This is a genomic window from Pseudoalteromonas sp. BSi20495, assembly GCF_000241185.1.
In the GTDB taxonomy this organism is placed as follows: Bacteria; Pseudomonadota; Gammaproteobacteria; order Enterobacterales; family Alteromonadaceae; genus Pseudoalteromonas; species Pseudoalteromonas fuliginea.
Genome location: NZ_BADY01000054.1, coordinates 19,466 through 38,085, shown reverse-complemented (window position 1 = coordinate 38,085; position 18,620 = coordinate 19,466). Strand labels below are relative to the sequence as shown.

14 protein-coding genes are annotated in these 18,620 nt (G+C 40.2%); 2 read left to right on the top strand and 12 right to left on the bottom strand.

The window, feature by feature from the left end; translation table 11 throughout:
- Positions 1-317 precede the first annotated feature (317 nt).
- Positions 318-1,076 (top strand): molybdopterin-synthase adenylyltransferase MoeB, encoded by a 759-nt coding sequence (locus P20495_RS12785; RefSeq protein ID WP_008135415.1) that lies wholly within the window; start codon positions 318-320, stop codon positions 1,074-1,076.
- On the opposite strand, the gene P20495_RS12790 is transcribed toward P20495_RS12785, so the two are convergent.
- From P20495_RS12790 to modA, 3 genes are read right to left on the bottom strand one after another with little or no spacing between them, the layout of a single operon-like run.
- Positions 1,077-2,105, bottom strand: a complete 1,029-nt coding sequence (locus P20495_RS12790; RefSeq protein WP_008135414.1) for an ATP-binding cassette domain-containing protein — start codon at positions 2,103-2,105, stop codon at positions 1,077-1,079.
- 1 nt (position 2,106) lies between these two features.
- Positions 2,107-2,784 carry a molybdate ABC transporter permease subunit gene (modB, locus tag P20495_RS12795; RefSeq protein WP_002959821.1) on the bottom strand — a complete coding sequence of 226 codons (678 nt, stop codon included), beginning with the start codon at positions 2,782-2,784 and terminating at the stop codon, positions 2,107-2,109.
- Positions 2,771-3,523, bottom strand: coding sequence for a molybdate ABC transporter substrate-binding protein (modA, locus tag P20495_RS12800; protein ID WP_193371850.1), 753 nt, complete (start codon positions 3,521-3,523; stop codon positions 2,771-2,773). The genes modB and modA overlap by 14 nt, the downstream gene beginning before the upstream one ends.
- A 45-nt stretch (positions 3,524-3,568) precedes the next feature.
- On the opposite strand from modA, the gene glp reads away from it, so the two are divergent.
- Positions 3,569-4,786 (top strand): gephyrin-like molybdotransferase Glp, encoded by a 1,218-nt coding sequence (gene glp / locus P20495_RS12805; RefSeq protein WP_008135411.1) that lies wholly within the window; start codon positions 3,569-3,571, stop codon positions 4,784-4,786.
- 67 nt (positions 4,787-4,853) lie between these two features.
- Here glp and P20495_RS12810 read toward each other — a convergent pair whose 3' ends face one another.
- From P20495_RS12810 to P20495_RS12840, 9 genes are all read right to left on the bottom strand, one after another.
- On the bottom strand, positions 4,854-6,734 hold the full coding sequence (locus P20495_RS12810; protein ID WP_008135410.1) for a hypothetical protein: 1,881 nt from the start codon (positions 6,732-6,734) through the stop codon (positions 4,854-4,856).
- A 9-nt stretch (positions 6,735-6,743) separates the two neighbouring features.
- Positions 6,744-7,835 carry a hypothetical protein gene (locus P20495_RS12815; RefSeq protein ID WP_033015481.1) on the bottom strand — a complete coding sequence of 364 codons (1,092 nt, stop codon included), beginning with the start codon at positions 7,833-7,835 and terminating at the stop codon, positions 6,744-6,746.
- A gap of 64 nt (positions 7,836-7,899) precedes the next feature.
- Positions 7,900-9,513: a hypothetical protein gene (locus tag P20495_RS22480; protein WP_008135408.1), complete on the bottom strand. Its 1,614-nt coding sequence runs from the start codon at positions 9,511-9,513 to the stop codon at positions 7,900-7,902.
- Positions 9,514-9,635: 122 nt separating this feature from the next.
- On the bottom strand, positions 9,636-10,922 hold the full coding sequence (locus tag P20495_RS22475; protein WP_008135407.1) for a hypothetical protein: 1,287 nt from the start codon (positions 10,920-10,922) through the stop codon (positions 9,636-9,638).
- A gap of 827 nt (positions 10,923-11,749) precedes the next feature.
- Entirely contained in the window at positions 11,750-12,916 is a 1,167-nt protein-coding gene (gene prpF, locus P20495_RS12820) for a 2-methylaconitate cis-trans isomerase PrpF (RefSeq protein WP_008135406.1), read from the bottom strand.
- 11 nt (positions 12,917-12,927) lie between these two features.
- Positions 12,928-15,537, bottom strand: a complete 2,610-nt coding sequence (gene acnD, locus P20495_RS12825; RefSeq protein WP_008135405.1) for a Fe/S-dependent 2-methylisocitrate dehydratase AcnD — start codon at positions 15,535-15,537, stop codon at positions 12,928-12,930.
- Between the two features lie 125 nt (positions 15,538-15,662).
- Positions 15,663-16,787, bottom strand: a complete 1,125-nt coding sequence (gene prpC / locus P20495_RS12830; RefSeq protein ID WP_008135403.1) for a 2-methylcitrate synthase — start codon at positions 16,785-16,787, stop codon at positions 15,663-15,665.
- Positions 16,788-16,836: 49 nt separating this feature from the next.
- Positions 16,837-17,715 carry a methylisocitrate lyase gene (gene prpB / locus P20495_RS12835; protein ID WP_002962361.1) on the bottom strand — a complete coding sequence of 293 codons (879 nt, stop codon included), beginning with the start codon at positions 17,713-17,715 and terminating at the stop codon, positions 16,837-16,839.
- Positions 17,716-17,812: 97 nt separating this feature from the next.
- A complete protein-coding gene (locus tag P20495_RS12840) occupies positions 17,813-18,505 on the bottom strand; it encodes a GntR family transcriptional regulator (protein ID WP_008135402.1) in 693 nt (230 codons plus the stop codon).
- Between the last annotated feature and the right edge of the window lie 115 nt (positions 18,506-18,620).

Here is an 18,620-nt window from a genome sequence, read left to right as displayed (position 1 = left end):
ATTAAGTTAAATCCAGAACTCGGTTGCATGTTTATTTCCTCGTAAACGTATTATTGTTTTATAAATGCCCCACTCTTTTATATGAGTAGCAGCCCTAATCTTGTTAAATTTTAGTTAACCCAATACAGCAATTACTGAGCCACTAATTAAAAACCATATATTTCAGTTGGTTATATGTATTTATTATTTTAATGCGTTATAGTTGCACTATATGAGTGAGGGGATATGGGCTGTTACAGTGCAAATAAAAAGCGTTACTACTTGCTCTAGGATTTAACAAATTGGTATTGTTCAAAAAAAGTATGAGATGTTTAAAAATGCAAAAAGCACCGTTAACGTACCAACAGCAACTACGCTATTCTCGGCACATTATGCTGCCGCAGCTTGATATAGACGGACAAGAGAAGCTATGGCAATCGCATGCTTTAATTGTTGGTGTGGGTGGGCTTGGATGTACGGTAAGTCAATATTTAGCGGCCTCAGGCGTTGGCACGCTTACCTTAATTGATAACGATGAAATAGACGTGACCAACCTGCAAAGGCAAATACTGTATAAAGAAAATGATATTGGTAGCTCAAAATGCAGTGCTGCTAAAAAACAGCTCAGCGCACTTAATAGTGAAATAGACATAAACACCATTGAGGCATTTTTTGGTGTAAATACCATTACAGAACAGCTATTTAATAACATTGATATAGTGATTGATTGCTCAGATAATCTAGCAACGCGCAACGCACTTAATAGCACTTGTTTTAGAGCTAAAGTTCCACTGGTGTCAGGCTCTGCAATACGTATGGAAGGACAAGTCACGTGTTTTACTATGGATGAAAACAGCCATTGTTATGGTTGTTTATCGCAATTTTTTAGTGAACAAACACAAAGCTGCTCCGAATCTGGTGTGCTTTCTCCTATTGTGGGGTTAATAGGCAGTATTCAGGCTACTGAAGCGCTAAAAATGCTTGCTGGTTTGCCAAGTGGCTTAAGCGAGCACTTATTGCTGGTGGATGGTTTAAGTATGGAATTTAATCGTTTTAAAATAGCTAAAAACAGTCAATGTGCGGTGTGCAGCATTTAGTTATTCTAGATTACTGATTGTTGTATAAAGCACATCGCCCACTTTAAAGTCGTTTTTGTCCCACACTCGTCTTGAAGCCAAGCAATACAAAGTTTGCCCATCTGCATTAAGCGTTAACTGCCACTTATTATTAATAAGCTCAGCTTGAGTTAATACCGACCTTAAAACATTACTGTGCGTTGTTTGCTCAGGCTTTAACGCACTAAACAACATTTGCTCACTTTCTATAATTAGCTTATTACTGCTATCTACAAGTGCAGGAAGTACAAAAAGCGGTTGCTCACTTTGCTGTAATTGCAGTTGATATAGCCCGTAGTCTTCATCAAATTTGACCACATCGTAATTAATTAAGCTCAGCGGTGTTTGCCTGTCATTTGCGTAAATAGCTTTTGCAACGTGCGCACTTGCACCTTGGTTTATCACCTTACCTTTATCAAGCTGAATAAGGGTATCGCAGCAAAATAGCAGCTCTTTTAATGAGTGACTTACTATTATAAATTTAATATTAAACTTAACTGCAAACTCGCTAAGTTTAGTGAGCGTTTTAAAACGCAATGACCAATCAAGCGCACTAAAAGGCTCATCGAGCATTATAAATTTTTGACCGGCAAGCAAAGTGCGCGCAAATACTACACGTTGGCGTTCACCGCCCGATAAGCTTTCTACATCACGGTTTAGTAAATCTTGTAATTCAAGTGTTTTAACAACGTATTCTAGCGTTAAGCTAGTTTGTTTATTCCCGCAGTGTTTTTGTGTAAACGCTAAATTACCTGCCACATCTAAATGAGGAAACAACGGGCACGATTGCAGCTGAAGCGTAATACCACGTTTATCGCTTGGCAACTCATGCACTGGCTGATTGTTTACATAAACGCTTTTTGCAGGCTCTAAACCACTAATACAACGCAGTAATGTTGACTTACCCGAGCCAGAAGGCCCGTAAACACCCAATACATTAAACGACTCAAGTTCAAGGTTTATATCTAAATCAAAATTATTGAGTGCTTTAAAAAGGCTTAACTTAATCATGTTATTGCTTAACCCCTACAATGCTTTTATTAAACTTAAATAACAGCACTAAACAGGCAAACGAAATTGCCAGTAAAATAAGTGAAAGCTGATGCGCCGCCGTATAATTTAACGATTCAACATGGTCATAAAGCGCAATAGACACCACCTGTGTTTGCCCCTGAATATTACCGCCAATCATTAATACCAAACCAAATTCACCCAATGTGTGCGCAAAACCTAAGGCAAACGCGCTACCAATACTGGGTTTTAAAAGCGGAATAATTAAATGCACAAAGCGTTTAAACGGGCTTAATCCAAGCGCAATGGCAGCTTCGTTATAAGTTTGATTAATATGCTTAAACCCAGCCACAAGCGGCTGCATTACAAAAGGCAGTGAATAAAAAAGCGAGCCAATAACCACTCCCTGAAAACTAAACGCAAGCTGTGTACCCGTTAGCCAAAACCAAAACTGCCCAAAAGCGTGGTCAGGCGAAAACAAAACAAGTAAGTAAAACCCTAATAACGTAGGCGGCAGCACTAAAGGCATTGCAATTAATGCCTCTAAAAATGGTTTGAATTTACCGTTATAGCCAGCAAGCTTGTAAGCCAGTGGAATACAAAAAACAAGAAGAAGTACTGCGGTTATAAAGGCAAGTTTTATAGTTAACCACAGCGCGGTTAAATCACTTTGAAGCATTGTTATCCTTTATTCTGTAACCTAATTCAATTAACTGCTGCTGCGTAGCTTCTGCCATTAAAAATTGCATAAGTTGCTTAGCGCTAGCATGCTTTTTAGTCGAGCTAATAATAACGCCTTGTTGAATTATATCGGGATATTGATTGGTAGGCAGCACGGTATAATCTAAATATTTTTGATCTTGCGTGTTACTGTAAGCCGCCTTTAGTGATGAAACAGCCACCAGCCCTACTCCTACATTACCACTTTGCACAAACTGAAACGCATGTGTAATGTTATTCCCGTACACATAATTTATTGGTTTTTTAAAATGGTTATTCGCGTAATGCTCTGAGGCACGTCCGTATGGTGAAAAACGCGGATTAGCAATGGCTACTTTATCATTTACTTTTTCAGCTTTGGGTTGCCACAAAGCAAGTTCGCCTAACGCGTAAGTGATTAAGCTGCTTTGCTCGGCATAGCCTTCTTTAATAAGCGATTGCGGGCGAAAATCGTCAGCCGATAAAAACACATCAAATGGCGCGCCATGCACTATTTGCGAATATAAAACACCGCTAGAGGCGGCTGATATTTTCACGTCAACATTTGGTAATGGAGATTTTTTTAGTAGGGTTTGCAATACCGTTTTAAAATTACTCGCCACGGCTACTTGTAGCGTTTCTTTTGCGTTTACGCTGCACGAAAGCATGCATGCCACACACAAAAAATAACCCAACCATGTATTGTAAAGCTTTGACATTATAAGTATTGTTTCAAAATAAAATGATTTAAGTAAGCAATATATATGAACGATGTTTGCAATGCACCCGGTTTATTACCAATTGAAACTGCAATACACAATATACTTGGCACAATAGCGCCTGTTAAAGACGTTGAAACCATTTCTATAATGCAAAGTGTTGATCGCGTTTTAGCAAGCGATGTTAAGTCAACTATAAACGTACCGGCTCATAACAACTCTGCAATGGATGGCTATGCGCTATGTATTTCAGATAAAAGCTTAACCTATACACAAGTAGGTAGCGTGTTTGCGGGTCAAGTTTTTGAAGGAACGCTTACCCCTGGTCAATGCGTAAGAATAATGACCGGCGCTGCCATTGCACCTGGCGCTAACGGCGTTGTAATGCAAGAAAACGCCTCGGTTGATGGCGATAAAATTACGTTTACTGCGCAACCAGAGCTAAATGAAAACGTGCGTTTTGCTGGCGAAGATATAGCAATCGACGATGTTATTTTAAAAGCAGGCGATAAATTAAAAGCCGTTGATGTGGGGTTACTTGCATCTTTAGGAATTGCCAATATAGACGTGGTAAGAACCTTAAAAATAGCCGTGCTTTCTACAGGCGATGAGCTAATTGAACCTGGTCAGCCGCTTAAACAAGGCGCTATTTTTGAAAGCAACCGCGCTGTTATTATTAGTGCGCTACTACAAAAAAATATCGATGTGATTGATTTAGGAATAATCCCTGATGACAAAGAACTCATCACTAATGCATTTTTAAAAGCGAACGAACTTGCCGATGCCGTAATAAGTTCAGGCGGTGTATCGGTTGGTGAAGCCGACTTTACCAAAGAAGTGCTCAACGAAATTGGCGAAATTCACTTTTGGAAAATAGCCATGAAACCAGGTAAACCTTTTGCCTTTGGTAAACTAGCTAACAGTTACTTTTTTGGCTTGCCAGGTAACCCTGTGTCGGCTGCTGTTACGTTTAATCAGTTAGTAGAGCCTGCACTGCAAAAGCTGTCCGGTCTTGGTAAAGTAAATCCTAAAATGCGATTTAACGCGGTTACTACATCCGTTATTAAAAAGCGCCCTGGCAGAGCTGACTTTCAACGCGGTACTGCAACAATTAACGAGCAAGGTGACTTAGTGGTTGCCCCGTTTAATAAACAGGGCTCGGGTGTACTTTCGTCGCTTAGTAAAGCTAACTGCTTAATTGTAGTGCCAGCAAAAAGCGGCAATATCGAAAAAGGCGCAACGGTAAGTATTGAGTTGTTATAAATACTTAATATAGACATAAAAAACCAACTAATATTGGGTTTTTATGTCTAATATTTAAGTCAATTAATTAGAACAACGATTCAAAATCGCCATTTGAAAATAAAACCCCAGGGATGCCACGAACGGCAGTAACGTCAGCTATTTTAGTATCACCAAAATATAAACCGCCACTGTAATTACGGCCCTTTTGTTTTACATCTAACCAACGGCCATTTTCGCCTTTCGCAATGAGGTTAATATTGCCACTAACATCACGAATACGTAAATCCAACGCCCTATTTTTTACACTAACAAATATATCTGTAGAAGTAAGTTCAGATAAATTTTCAACATCACCTACGTATGCAAATTTAAAATCGCTTGCACCACTCAATGTAAAATCTAATTCAAAAGTAAATGCTAAATCGTCATTATCTTCACCAACAAAAGGCGAAGCCTCTACTGCTGTGATATGAAATGCAGTGTTTTGGATGTCGCTTACGTAATCACCATTAAAATCAAAAGTAGATAACGTGGTTGACTCCTCACCTAGTGAATTAACAAAACGATTTAAGTTTACTGATAAATCACCTTCGAGTTTACCCGCTGCTTTATTGATAATTACGTTGGTGGTTACCTGTGTAATCCCCGTATCGGCTTCTGGGTTTAATTCACTTTGAGCATCTATGCCATCAAACTCAATCAGCAACTCACTTACATCCACACTTAATACCGTAGCACCATTTGTGACAGTTGCGCTCATTACACCTTCAATTTTATCTCCCAGTACACCACTTACCCTAAATGTTGGGATTGATAAATCAATTGCTATAGGTAAATCATCATATGTGCCTGTAATAGCCCATGTATAAGGTGATTGACTATAAATGATATCCAAGTCACGAAGCTTATATTGCCCTGATGGTGTAGAGCCATCAGCTAGTGGAGAATAGTTTGTAATAACTTCATTTAAAGCATTAGTAAGCGCATTAAGGATTCTTTGTGTGTCCTCATCAAATACACCTTCTAACTCAGCAAATTTTACGTCTAATTCATCTGAGTAAGTTTTTTCTTGAAGTCTTGCAACACCAATGATATTTCGTGTATCAACAAGCAACTCTCTTGAATCTAAACTTTGAGCTTCTCCTGAACGAGCCTGCCAGTTTTTAAATGTAGTGACGCTCGCAATGGTTTGCTTAACTTGACCAGCGACATTTTTCAGCAAAGCATTACCTTGGTCGCTAAATAAGTTATCTGTAACATACTGCACTGCTAAATCGCTGTAATCTTGCCACGCTTGCTGGTCAGTCTCCAAGTTAGTAAATGCATTAAAAGCACTTACAACGCTAAACGTATTATCAGCTACCCCAGCTATAATTGCAGCGTAAGTAAATGCGTTAGTAACCATTTCAGCTTCAACACTTGCATTTAAATTACTGTGCGTTAAATGATAAAAAGGTGTGGCTGATAAACTCGCTTGTATAGCACTAAAACCTTCGTCAGTAATTGCCTTACTCAATGGCGATAAATACACTGTATTTACACCAGGAGCACTAAAGGCAGCTGCTTTGTAATTAAGAGTAACGGCTGTTAGTTCTTGATAGTCGATTAAACGGTTTGCGTTTAAGTCATTTGCATCACCACGAACTGTTCGGCCGCAACCTGTAAAACGTGGACAAGGTAGCGTTGTATCACTAGGTATAAACTCAAAGCTATTAAAAGTAAGTGGAGTTACATTTATACTCGCAGTATTGATGTTTTCGACTTCAATTGATTCTTGCAGCACCCCATCGCTATCTAAAACATTAAGCGTGCCCTGTGGTGATTGCCAATTAGATACATAAAAACTCACAGAAGAAGATGTAGCAATTTCACTCACTGCAACAGATTCTGAACTGTCACTGTCTGATGAAGAACCACAACCTGCCAATGCAATAGCGACCCCTAAAGGTATAATTTGTTTTAACATCTTCATTCCTTAAAACTTAATGTTCACGTACCAATTCACATTCGCATAATAGGCTTTATCTAAATCTAGGCTGTCAGCTTGTAAATTAAGACCAAAATACTCGTTTTCAATACCAACTAAAAATGCTTCGCTTTTTGTTTCATAGCCTGCTTGTACTCGCCAATGATCCCAAAAGTGAATACGGCCTTTTAATTGGCTAAACGTGTCTTTATCGTAACGTTTTAAAGTTAACTGAGTCGAAAATCGGTCGTTTATTCTGTAATCGGCAAATGCTTGTAGTCGCATTTCCATTTCGAAATCATGAGATACCGTATTTCCAAATGCAGATGTTTTTAATGAAACTGTTGGCTGAGTAATAATATCGCCGTTATCATCTTCGCTAAATGGAATTTCAGTAGTTTGACCTTTTACGGAGCCACTGTCTTCGTAGTCTGTTTTATAGAGCAAATCTTTTACGCTAAAACCAACTTTAAGCTCATCATTTACTTGCCAATCGGCAAAAATATCTAAGCTATAGCCTAGCCCTTCAGGCTTTTGTGAAGGTGTAAATTCTTTAAATAAAATGTCTTTTGAAAAGTTGTAATCGACAGTTACAGCACCTTCAACTTCATCGCTATAAATTTCACCATTTACAGTGGCATCTTGATAGTGTGAGCTGGCAAAAACAGAAAGCTTAGGTGTTATTGTTAATGCATTTTCATCTAAAAATTTAAAATCATAAGATACAAATACACCATTTGAAGTCGCTTGTTTTGCATCTAAATAATATGTATAAAAACGATCCTCAAACTCTAAATCATTCTTTTCGGTATGAGTATATTTAGCTGTATCAGGATCAAAGTTAAGAACATAGTCATAACGACTTTGTAAACCCACTTTAAAATTACCGTAGCCAACACCCACTTCAAAAATATTATAGGTAAATGCACTGTCACCCGATTTTAGTGGTGCATCGAAATCATCGACAAAAGCTTGTACTGGTTGTGCTTCGGTGTAAATCTCTGCGTCAAAATGAGTAAATATTTGAAATTGGTTATCTGCGGAAGCAAGAGGAGAAATAAAAGCTGTTGAAAATCCTAACAAGAGAATTTTTTTTTTCATAATTTAATCGCTTTCTATAAAAAAAGGGAAAAGCGCTAGGCTTTTCCCTTTTATAGTTTAAATATTACTTAGATGAATCAATTAAATCAACGTCAGTGTAATCAACCACGTCACCATCGATATAGGTTATTGAAATACCATTAGTAATCTCGGTTACTGTACCAAAAGACATCATAGCCTCATTGTACATAGCCATAACGCTACCTATGTAATCCGCACTTTCGTCATCAGTAATAGACAATGTATAACCCATAGCATCATTCACAGTAATATCTAAGGTACTGTCAGAGCTTATTGCTTTAAAGTCTACATCACCAGATACACCTTCTAATAAAATAGAAGTTGAATCTGCTTCATCATCAGCTGTAATGCTTAACACGCCGTTAAAGCCAGAATCGCCATCCATGATTTCAATATGGTTAGTCGTTTCAGTCATTATGATTTCTGCATCATCTACATTATCAGCCGTCACCGCGCCATCAAAAGTAAATACTACACATGAATCGATTTGAGTAGCATCAATTGTACCTGCTGCAAATTCAACACAATCTGTCAATGCTGCTACTTGCGTATCAGCAGTTACAAGCTTAATAGATGCATCATTTTCACCTACCAGCGTAGCACCCCAAGCAACAACTAGCTTATCACCTTCATAAGAAGCCGCTGCGTTAATCATTTCACCTGTAGTAGCATTGCTAAGCATAAGTGTAAGATCATCTAAGCTGTAATTGTAAGCCCAGTTAGGGAAACGTGTAGATGTACCCGATGCAGAATCCCCCATACCAGAAACTTCATCGATTACATCAGCTACAATTTCAGCAGCATCAATAATAGCATCACCACCAGTACTCGTTAGCACTGTCATAGTCGCTAATGACTCTGACGTAGCTTTAACAGAAGCTAGTACAGTCAGTTTAGGAAGCGCTTCTTCTGCAGCAACTTGAAGCGCTAACGCAGCTGTAAACTGCTCTGCTGCTAATTCAGCTTTATCAGTAGCAACTTTAACCATCGCATCAGCATCATCAACTAATGTTTGTGCTGCATCTTTATCTTCATCTGTTACAGCAACATCTAAATATGCTTGTGCAGCTGCTTTAGCTTGCGCTATAGCAATTTCCAATGTATCTACAGTTTCAGCAAATTCAGATGCGGCAGAGACTGCTGCTGTTGCAAGCTCTAGAGCAGCCGCTGCATTAACAGCGGTATCGATCGTCGCGTTTTGTGCATCAGCAAGCGCTGAAGTAGAAGCCGCTTCTGCTGTCATTGATAGGGTTTGCTTCGCATCTGCAACATCTGCTGCATCAATAGCAATAGCTTTAGCCGCAGTTACTTCAACATCAAACTCTGTAACAGCCGCATCAACAGCAATAACTAATTCAGCAAGCGCTGCGTCAAACGCACTTACTTTGTCAACTTCTGTATTTGCATCAGATAGTAGATCTTCTGCATTATCAAGAATTTGTTGGTATGTATTATTTTGGTCAACAAGTAATGTTGCTGCTGAAACAAGACCTTGAGACTTAATAAATAATTTATTTACTTTATTTGCTAAATCGGCAGTTTCAGCTTCATTAACAAGTGTAGCTACTGCACTTGCAAATGCGACAGCACTTGCTGCATCAGTAACCGTTTCTCCACCTAGAGATTGAGCATCTGCTAAGTTAGTCTCAGCTGTCACGACTAAAGCTTGTAAAGTAACAAGTTCAGCTTCTGATGCTGTAACCTCTGCTGTAACAGAAACAGCTAATTGAGCATAAAAATTGTCATCAGCTTCACAGTTATCTGTACAACCTAACTTTTCTAATGCTTTTTAACTTTTTTAGCAATAAGCGCTAAACTAGCGTCAGTTGCTGCGCCATTTTTAATAGCTTTATTTTTTGCTGCTTTTGCTTTAGCAGCAATGCCAGCCGCTTGTAAAATAAATGCATCTTTTTCAGCATCTGTTGCATTTGGATTAACAACATTGAATGCATTTATAATTGCAGCTTCAATAGCATCATCATCACCAGTAGCAATGGCTAAAAAAATGTTAGATGTGTTTGTTACTGCTTGTTGAAGTTTAGCCGCTAACGCTGCAATTTCAGCATCATCACTACCGCTTAACTTACCATCTTTAATGCCTGTTTTTAATTTACTTAGCACATCGCTGATAGAGTCTAAACCTTGAATAGATGACGCTATTTGAGAAATTGCTAAAATACCTTCGCTTAACTCTTCTTCACCGTCTACATCACTTAAATCAACTGCACCACCAATTGAAGGGTCAGCAAGTAACTCTGGTATTTGAAGTGTGCTATCAGGTCCCATTAATTGGAAAAAACTGCGTAAACTTACTTCAGCAATAGTAGGAGGACCAACCTCTCCTCCAGCTGTAATAATTAACTGAGAACCGATAGTCGTAAACAATGTTGCATTAGCTGTTAAAGAACGAGATACACCTGGATCGCCTTGAGCTCCACTTGCACCTGACGTATCAGCTGTAATTGCTGGGACAAATTTGATTACTGACAGTTCTAGATCAGTTTTGTACCATTCACCAAATTCAATTGCAGTATCGCCATCATTTACATCATCAACTTCTGGGGCTGTTGCGTAAGAACCACAACCTAAGTAAGCATCACATCTTAAAAAGCTCTCATCGCCTTCTTCTGACGTTTTAACTGTGATGTAAACTGGTCCAGTAAAGTTATCTTCTAAGAAAATGCTGTAGCGTCCGCTTTCATTTGTTAGAACATCATCAGGGTTACCTGCAATTTTGTTTGCTTCTAAATCAGCATCGGCTGCATCTTGCGATAAACCTTCTCCAGAGAAAGATTCAGCTTCAGAAGAGGCTTCTAATCTAAATGCAACAGGTACACTTTGACCAGTTGCATCTAATGTAGAAACGCTTACTACCGCGTTCATCATTGCGCCTTTAACAGCTTTACCAGTTACTTCAACATTAAATTGAGCATCATCTGATGAGCTAAAAGATTCAACAGGAGGTACGTATACATTCCTATCGTTATCAGAACCACAAGCTGTTAAGCCCAATGTAAGTGCAACTGATGCTGCAATTGGTGTAAATTTGATCATACGCTTCGACATTTATTTCTCCTTGATAGCTTGAAATGAGTATCAGAAATTAGTTTAGTCACAATTTGCATTGTTCAAGTTTACAAAAATAACAAACGAACACGCAATACCAACCTTTGTTACTAGAATTCTAAAAATACCATTAAGCCATATATTTTTGCTACATATTTATACATTTTATTAAATGTATTTTGATTTTATCTACATACTATTTCTTTATGACCCTCAGTAATCTAATTAAAAATCATAAAAACTCAGGACGCTAAAATATAGTATATCCATTTTGTGAATTGAATATTACATTTAATTTAGTTTGTTAATATTATTCTTCAAGTAAATGCGATGAATCGAAGAAAAAAGCGGTTTTTTTACTGAACTGGAATGAAAATTAACTAAAAAAATATGACTATGACAACATTCAAATTTTTTCAATCGCTAAGCATTGAGCCATATATTTGGTTTTTCTTTTTATTACCTAAGGCAATTTAATCGCGATGCGAGGTTTGTAATCTAGTGGGCTCGCTAACTGCGTTGAAAATAGCTGGCTAGAGAAAATAAGTTTAATATCATCATGATTCAATATGTTAGTAAGTCTCTTAACCAGAGTTAAGGTTAAGTAATAACCGAGCAAATAGTCCCCAACACGAACCCAAGGGCAATGCATGTTTGACATCTATGCTGCGTTATCGCCTATTTATAGTAAATAACACCATAGGCGTTGCCTTGCCTAAAAACCAAACATACAGCTGCAAATTCAACCTCGAAGATAAATAGACCCAGATATTGAAATAATTACTACATAGAAAACCCCACTGCATAATCACAAGAGGGACTTTATTTTAATAAGGAACCCTTACAACCCCTTCCATTAATACTCGTGCACTGCGGCTCATACTTGCTTTGGTAACTAGCCAATTACCTGCAGTATTTTTAGCTTCAGCACCTACTTTTAGCGTGCCCGACGGATGACCAAAGTTAACTTCACTCAATGCGCCGCCACCAGCGGCTATATTTACGAGTGTGCCTTCGATTGCTGCGGCCGTGCCAATAGCAACAGCCGCTGTGCCCATCATGGCATGGTGCAGTTTACCCATCGACATAGCGCGCACTAATAAGTTGATATTTGCAGCTTCAATAAGCTTTCCGCTAGACGCTTTGTAATCTAAAGGCGCTGCAACAAACGCAACCTTTGGCGTATGTTGGCGAGCTTGCGCTTCACTAATGTTAGTGATTAAGCCCATTTTAACAGCGCCATAAGCACGAACAGTTTCAAGCTTTTCAAGCGCTGCAACATCGTTATTTATATCGTCTTGCAGCTCTGTGCCGGTATAATTAATATCAGCGGCGTTAATAAATACAGTAGGAATACCTGCATTTATCATCGTGGCTTTTAAAGTACCAACACCCGGTACTTCTAAGTAATCAACTACGTTGCCTGTTGGAAATAACGCGCCATCGCCATCAGCCGGGTCTATAAATTCAAGTTTTACTTCAGCTGCAGCAAATGTAACGCCATCGAGCTCAAAGTCGCCGGTTTCTTGTACTTCGCCATTGGTCATAGGGACATGCACTAATATGCTTTTTTTAATATTAGCCTGCCACACACGCACAATAGCAACACCGTTATTAGGTACTCTGCTTTTATCGACCAAACCATTGCTAATAGCAAAAGCACCGACTGCTGACGTTAAGTTGCCACAGTTACCACTCCAATCTACAAAAGGTCTATCTATCGCCACTTGACCAAACAAGTAATCAACATCGTGATCAGCTTGCTCACTTTTACTTAGAATTACGGTTTTACTGGTGCTTGATGTAGCGCCGCCCATTCCATCAGTTTGTTTGGCATACGGATCGGGGCTGCCAATAACACGCAGTAATAAATTATCGCGCGCCTCGCCTGCTACTTGAGCAGGCTTTGGCAAATCAGTTAAATTAAAAAATACACCTTTACTGGTGCCGCCACGCATATAGGTTGCAGGCACTTTAATTTGCGGTTTAAACATAGTGTTTGCCCTTATGCAGATTGCGTTGCTTCTAAAAAGTCTTGAGCAAAGCGTTGTAACACACCACCAGCTGCGTAAATAGAAAGCTCTTCTTGGGTATCTATACGGCACTTCATAGGCACAGTAAGCACTTCACTGTCTTTACGGGTAATGCTTAAATTAACGGTGGCGCCTGGTTTTAAATCACCCGTTACATTGTACATTTCACTGCCATCCAGCTTTAGAGTTTTACGCGTTGTGCCTGCTTTAAACTCAAGCGGTAAAACCCCCATACCAATTAAGTTAGTACGGTGAATACGCTCAAAGCCCTCAGCTGCTATTACTTCAACGCCTGCAAGTCTTACGCCTTTTGCAGCCCAATCGCGCGACGAACCTTGCCCGTAATCGGCACCGGCTACAATAATAAGCGGTTGTTTACGCTCCATGTAAGCTTCGATTGCTTCCCACATACGGGTATTAGTGCCTTGTGGTTCTAAGCGTGCGTAAGAGCCTTGCTTAACTTTGCCGTTTTCGTCAAGTACCATTTCATTAAGTAGTTTTGGGTTTGCAAATGTTGCGCGCTGCGCTGTTAAATGATCGCCCCGGTGCGTTGCGTACGAGTTGTAGTCTTCCTCTGGCACGTTCATTTTGGTCAGGTATTCGCCAGCAGCGCTGCTTGCCATAATTGCGTTTGATGGCGATAAATGATCCGTTGTAATGTTATCGCCAAGAACTGCAAGCGCGCGCATACCGGTCATAGTGCGCTCACCCGCAAGTGCACCTTCCCAATAAGGAGGGCGACGAATGTAGGTGCTTTCTGGGCGCCAATCGTAAAGTGGGTCGTTATCTTCACCGTAATCTACGGTTAAATTAAACATTGGCTCGTATACTTTTCTAAATTGCTCAGGCTTAACGCTTTGCTTAATAACTGCATCAATCTCTTCGTCAGATGGCCATAAATCTTTAAGTGTAATATCGTTACCTTGTTGATCTTGCCCAAGTATTCCTTTTTCAATATCAAAGCGAATAGTACCAGCAATGGCGTACGCAACAACCAAAGGAGGTGACGCTAAAAATGCTTGCTTAGCATAAGGATGAATGCGCCCGTCAAAGTTGCGATTACCCGAAAGCACCGCTGTCGTGTATAAATCGCGATCGATCACTTCTTTTTGAATAACAGGGTCAAGCGCCCCGCTCATACCATTACAGGTAGTACACGCAAAACCAACAATGCCAAAGCCAAGTTGCTCAAGCTCTGTTAGTAAGTTTGCATCTTCAAGGTATGATTGCACTGCTTTTGAGCCCGGTGCTAATGAAGTTTTAACCCAAGGTTTGCGCATTAAACCCTTAGCATTTGCGTTACGGGCAAGGAGTGCTGCAGCTATTACATTGCGTGGATTACTCGTATTAGTACAGCTAGTAATAGCAGCAATAATACACGCGCCGTCTGGCATTAAGCCCTCTTCATTTTCAACTATACCCGAAATACCTTCTTTAGCTAAATCGCTTGTTGATACTCGGCGGTGTGGATTAGATGGACCTGCAATATTGCGCCCCACGCTTGATAAATCAAACGTAAGCACACGCTCATATTTTGCGGTTTTTAAGCTATCGCTCCAAAGGCCTGCTGTTTTTGCGTAGTTTTCTACAAGGGCAATTTGTTCTTCTTCGCGACCTGTTAAACGCAAGTAATCTATTGTTTTATCATCAATATAAAACATGGCTGCAGTTGCGCCAAATTCAGGCGTCATGTTCGAAATGGTTGCTCTGTCGCCAAGTGTAAGCGCGTCGGCACCTTCACCGTAAAACTCTAAATAAGTAGAAACAACACGTTGCTCACGTAAAAATTCAGTAATGGCCAACACAATATCGGTAGCGGTAATACCAGGTTGGCGCTTACCTGTTAGCTCAACACCAACAATATCAGGTAAGCGAATATAAGAAGCGCGGCCCAGCATTACGCTTTCAGCTTCAAGCCCGCCTACACCCACCGCAATAACACCCAGCGCATCAACATGAGGCGTGTGGCTGTCGGTACCTACTAAAGTATCGGGGAATGCAATGCCATCTCGGTTTTGAATAACCGGCGACATTTTTTCAAGATTAATTTGATGCATAATGCCGTTACCCGGTGGAATAACGTCAATATTTTTAAACGCAGTTTTTGTCCAGTTTATAAAGTGAAAACGGTCATCATTTCGTCTGTCTTCAATGGCGCGGTTTTTTTCAAATGCGTCAGGATCAAAACCGGCATGCTCTACCGCTAACGAATGATCCACTATTAACTGCGTGGGTACCACAGGATTCACTTTTGCCGGATCGCCGCCTTTGGCTGCAATTGCATCACGAAGCCCTGCTAAATCAACAAGTGCTGTTTGGCCTAAAATATCGTGGCAGACCACACGCGCCGGATACCACGGAAAATCTAAATCTTGCTTTCGCTCAATTAGCTGATTAAGTGCATCGGTTAACATGGCAGGGTCGCATCGGCGTACTAGGTTTTCGGCAAATACACGTGATGAATAAGGTAGCGTAGCGTATGCACCTGGCTTAATTGCATCTACGGCTTCTTGCGTATCGTAATAGTCGACATTTGAGCCCGGTAGAGGTTTACGGTATTGGGTATTATTAATTATGGTCATAATAAATTCGCTAATTGGTGACGGTGTTTGCTCACAGCTAGCGTGTTTAATGAAAAGTTTGAGAAAAACTGCTCGCTAGTGGCTATGTGCAATAAAAAGTGAGCACATGCGTGCTCACCCATTTTTTAACGTGACTCTATTGGTGTGTAACTACGAGCATCAGGCCCTGTGTAATCGGCACTTGGGCGGATAATACGGTTGTTAGCGCGTTGCTCTTTTACATGTGCAGTCCAACCAGTAACACGGCTCATTACAAATATTGGCGTAAATAACTTAGTCGGAATATCCATAAAATGATAAGCAGACGCATGGAAAAAATCGGCATTACAAAACAGTTTTTTCTCGCGCCACATAATCTCTTCACAACGAACAGACACAGGATAAAGCACGGTATCGCCTACCTCTGCTGCTAGTTTTTCAGACCATTTTTTAATAATTATATTGCGTGGATCAGATTCGCGATAAATAGCGTGACCAAATCCCATTATTTTATCTTTACGTTCAAGCATGCCCATGACTTCTTGTTCAGCGTGTTCAGCGCTTGTAAAGCCTTGAATCATATCCATTGCCGCTTCGTTAGCACCACCATGTAATGGACCACGCAGCGTACCAATCGCGCCAGTTACACAAGAATGAATATCAGATAAAGTTGAAGCACATACACGTCCCGTAAAGGTAGAGGCGTTAAATTCATGCTCTGCGTATAAAATTAGTGATACGTTCATCACTTGCGCAAATAACTCGCTGGGTGCTTTGTCGTGTAACAGTGTTAAAAAGTGTGCGCCAACAGAGTCGTCATCTGTTTGTGTTTCAATGCGTACGCCATCGTGTGTAAAGCGGTACCAGTAACAAATAATACTTGGGAACACAGCAACCATACGGTCGATTGCATCATTAGCTTGGCTAAAATCAAGCTCCATTTCAAGGTTACCCAACATTGAGCAACCCGTGCGCATTACATCCATTGGGTGCGCGTCTTTAGGAATATTTTCAAGCACGGTTTTAAGTGCATCAGGTAAGCCGCGTAAACTTTTTAGTTTTGCTTTATATTCTGCCAATTCGCTAGTTGTAGGTAACTCACCGCGTGAAAGTAAAAAAGACACTTCTTCAAACTGCGCTTTTTCGGCAAGTTCGCTAATATCGTAACCACAATACGTTAAACCAGAACCACTTTGTCCAACAGTACACAATGCTGTTTGACCAGCCACTTGTCCGCGTAAACCCGCGCCGCCTAATGCTTTATCTACCATGTTCTTCTCCTATCTTAAATTTGTGTGTGATTTTATTTTTTAATAATTATTATTTGTCAGATTTTGATGAAAAAAGTGTGTCGAGTGTGTTCTCGTACGTGTGGTAATCTAAAAAGTCGTAAAGTTCAGAGCGCGTTTGCATATTTTCAATTTGGCTTTGTTGCGAGCCTTCATTTAAAATTGCTGAATACACGTTTAATGCTGCTTTGTTCATGGCTCTAAATGCACTTAGTGGGTAAAGCACCATTTCAACACCTACATCGCTTAACTGCTCTTTTGTGTAAATAGGTGTTTGGCCAAACTCAGTAATGTTTGCCAAAATTGGAACGTTGATCGCTTTTGCAAATGCTTGGTAATCAGCAAGGTCGTGTACGGCTTCTGCAAAAATAGCGTCAGCACCGGCTTCAACACAGGCAGCTGCACGGTCAATAGCGGCATTTAAACCTTCTTTTTGAAATGCATCGGTACGGGCCATAATGTAAAAATCGCTATCGGTTTTTGCATCAACCGCCGCTTTAATGCGGTCAACCATTTCACCTTGGCTTACAATTTCTTTATTAGGACGATGCCCGCAACGCTTTTGCGCTACTTGGTCTTCAATATGAAAACCCGCCGCACCCGCTTTAGTCATTTCTTTTACTGTGCGTGCAATGTTAAACGCCCCACCCCAACCGGTATCGGCATCAACAAGTAGTGGTAAATCGCTCGCACCTGTAATACGGCGAATATCTTCAAGCACGTTATCAAGGCTCGTCATACCTAAGTCAGGCATACCAAACGAGGCGTTTGCAACACCGGCACCTGAGAGGTAAATAGCTTGGTGACCCATTTTTTCAGCCATCATCGCTGTGTAGGCGTTAATAGTACCTACCACTTGTAACGGGCGGTTATTGGCAATAGCGTGTTTAAATTTTAATCCTGCTGACATTACTTTCTCCTCACTTTGAACGGTTGCTACGTGGAGTAACTTATAGTTTTAATCTGTAATTATGACTGTTTAACTGCTCTTGCTAGCTTTTAGCAGCTTATGCTTTTTGCTTAGCTAATAAGTCGAATTTGGTTTGAATATTTGCTTGCGATGCGCTTATGTGGCGCTTCATAAGCATTTCGGCCAGTTCGCCGTCGTGGTTTTCAATCGCGTTAATAATAGCTAAATGCTCATCAAACGCTTTTGATACACGCGGCCCCACCATGCCCATTTGTACACGGTACATGCGTATTAATTGATAGAGCTCATTACACAGTAAATGAATTAAATGCGCGTTTTTACTGCCTTGAATAATACGGTAATGAAAATCTAAATCGCCGGCTTCTTGATAGTAAGACTCGCCCTCTTTAACACGTTGTGTTTGCAAGTGCTGATTAAGTAATTGCTTTAAGCCTTTTATCTCTTCGGGTTCCATATTGTCGGCAGCCAGCCTACATGCCAAGCCTTCAAGTGAGCTGCGAACTTGATAAACTTCAATCAAACGCTCAGCGGTAAGGGCAACTACTCGGCAACCTACGTTAGCTTTACGCTCAACAAGGTAGCAACTCTCTAAGCGATTTAACGCTTCTCTAAGCGTTGCACGGCTTACACCATAACGCTTTGCAAGTTCAGGCTCTGATATTTTACTGCCTTGAACTATACTGCCTTCAACAATCTCACGGCGCATATCTACAAATACCTGATCTGATGCGGTAGTAATAGGCGCTTCGTTTAAAAATGTGTGTGTCATAAGTTATTTTTTAGATTGTCGACAATTAATGCCGTTACTATGGGCTTATTAAAAAACCATGTCAACCCTTGAGCACAACAAAAAGACTAAAAAACGCACTCATTGTCGACACTAT

Excerpts from the sequence above, each read along its gene's own strand:
- P20495_RS12785 (WP_008135415.1), top strand. The coding sequence starts at position 318 with ATGCAAAAAGCACCGTTAACGTACCAACAGCAACTACGCTATTCTCGG.
- P20495_RS12790 (WP_008135414.1), bottom strand. The coding sequence starts at position 2,105 with ATGATTAAGTTAAGCCTTTTTAAAGCACTCAATAATTTTGATTTAGAT.
- modB (WP_002959821.1), bottom strand. The coding sequence starts at position 2,784 with ATGCTTCAAAGTGATTTAACCGCGCTGTGGTTAACTATAAAACTTGCC.
- modA (WP_193371850.1), bottom strand. The coding sequence starts at position 3,523 with ATGTCAAAGCTTTACAATACATGGTTGGGTTATTTTTTGTGTGTGGCA.
- glp (WP_008135411.1), top strand. The coding sequence starts at position 3,569 with ATGAACGATGTTTGCAATGCACCCGGTTTATTACCAATTGAAACTGCA.
- P20495_RS12810 (WP_008135410.1), bottom strand. The coding sequence starts at position 6,734 with ATGTTAAAACAAATTATACCTTTAGGGGTCGCTATTGCATTGGCAGGT.
- P20495_RS12815 (WP_033015481.1), bottom strand. The coding sequence starts at position 7,835 with ATGAAAAAAAAAATTCTCTTGTTAGGATTTTCAACAGCTTTTATTTCT.
- P20495_RS22475 (WP_008135407.1), bottom strand. The coding sequence starts at position 10,922 with ATGTCGAAGCGTATGATCAAATTTACACCAATTGCAGCATCAGTTGCA.
- prpF (WP_008135406.1), bottom strand. The coding sequence starts at position 12,916 with ATGTTTAAACCGCAAATTAAAGTGCCTGCAACCTATATGCGTGGCGGC.
- acnD (WP_008135405.1), bottom strand. The coding sequence starts at position 15,537 with ATGACCATAATTAATAATACCCAATACCGTAAACCTCTACCGGGCTCA.
- prpC (WP_008135403.1), bottom strand. The coding sequence starts at position 16,787 with ATGGTAGATAAAGCATTAGGCGGCGCGGGTTTACGCGGACAAGTGGCT.
- prpB (WP_002962361.1), bottom strand. The coding sequence starts at position 17,715 with ATGTCAGCAGGATTAAAATTTAAACACGCTATTGCCAATAACCGCCCG.
- P20495_RS12840 (WP_008135402.1), bottom strand. The coding sequence starts at position 18,505 with ATGACACACACATTTTTAAACGAAGCGCCTATTACTACCGCATCAGAT.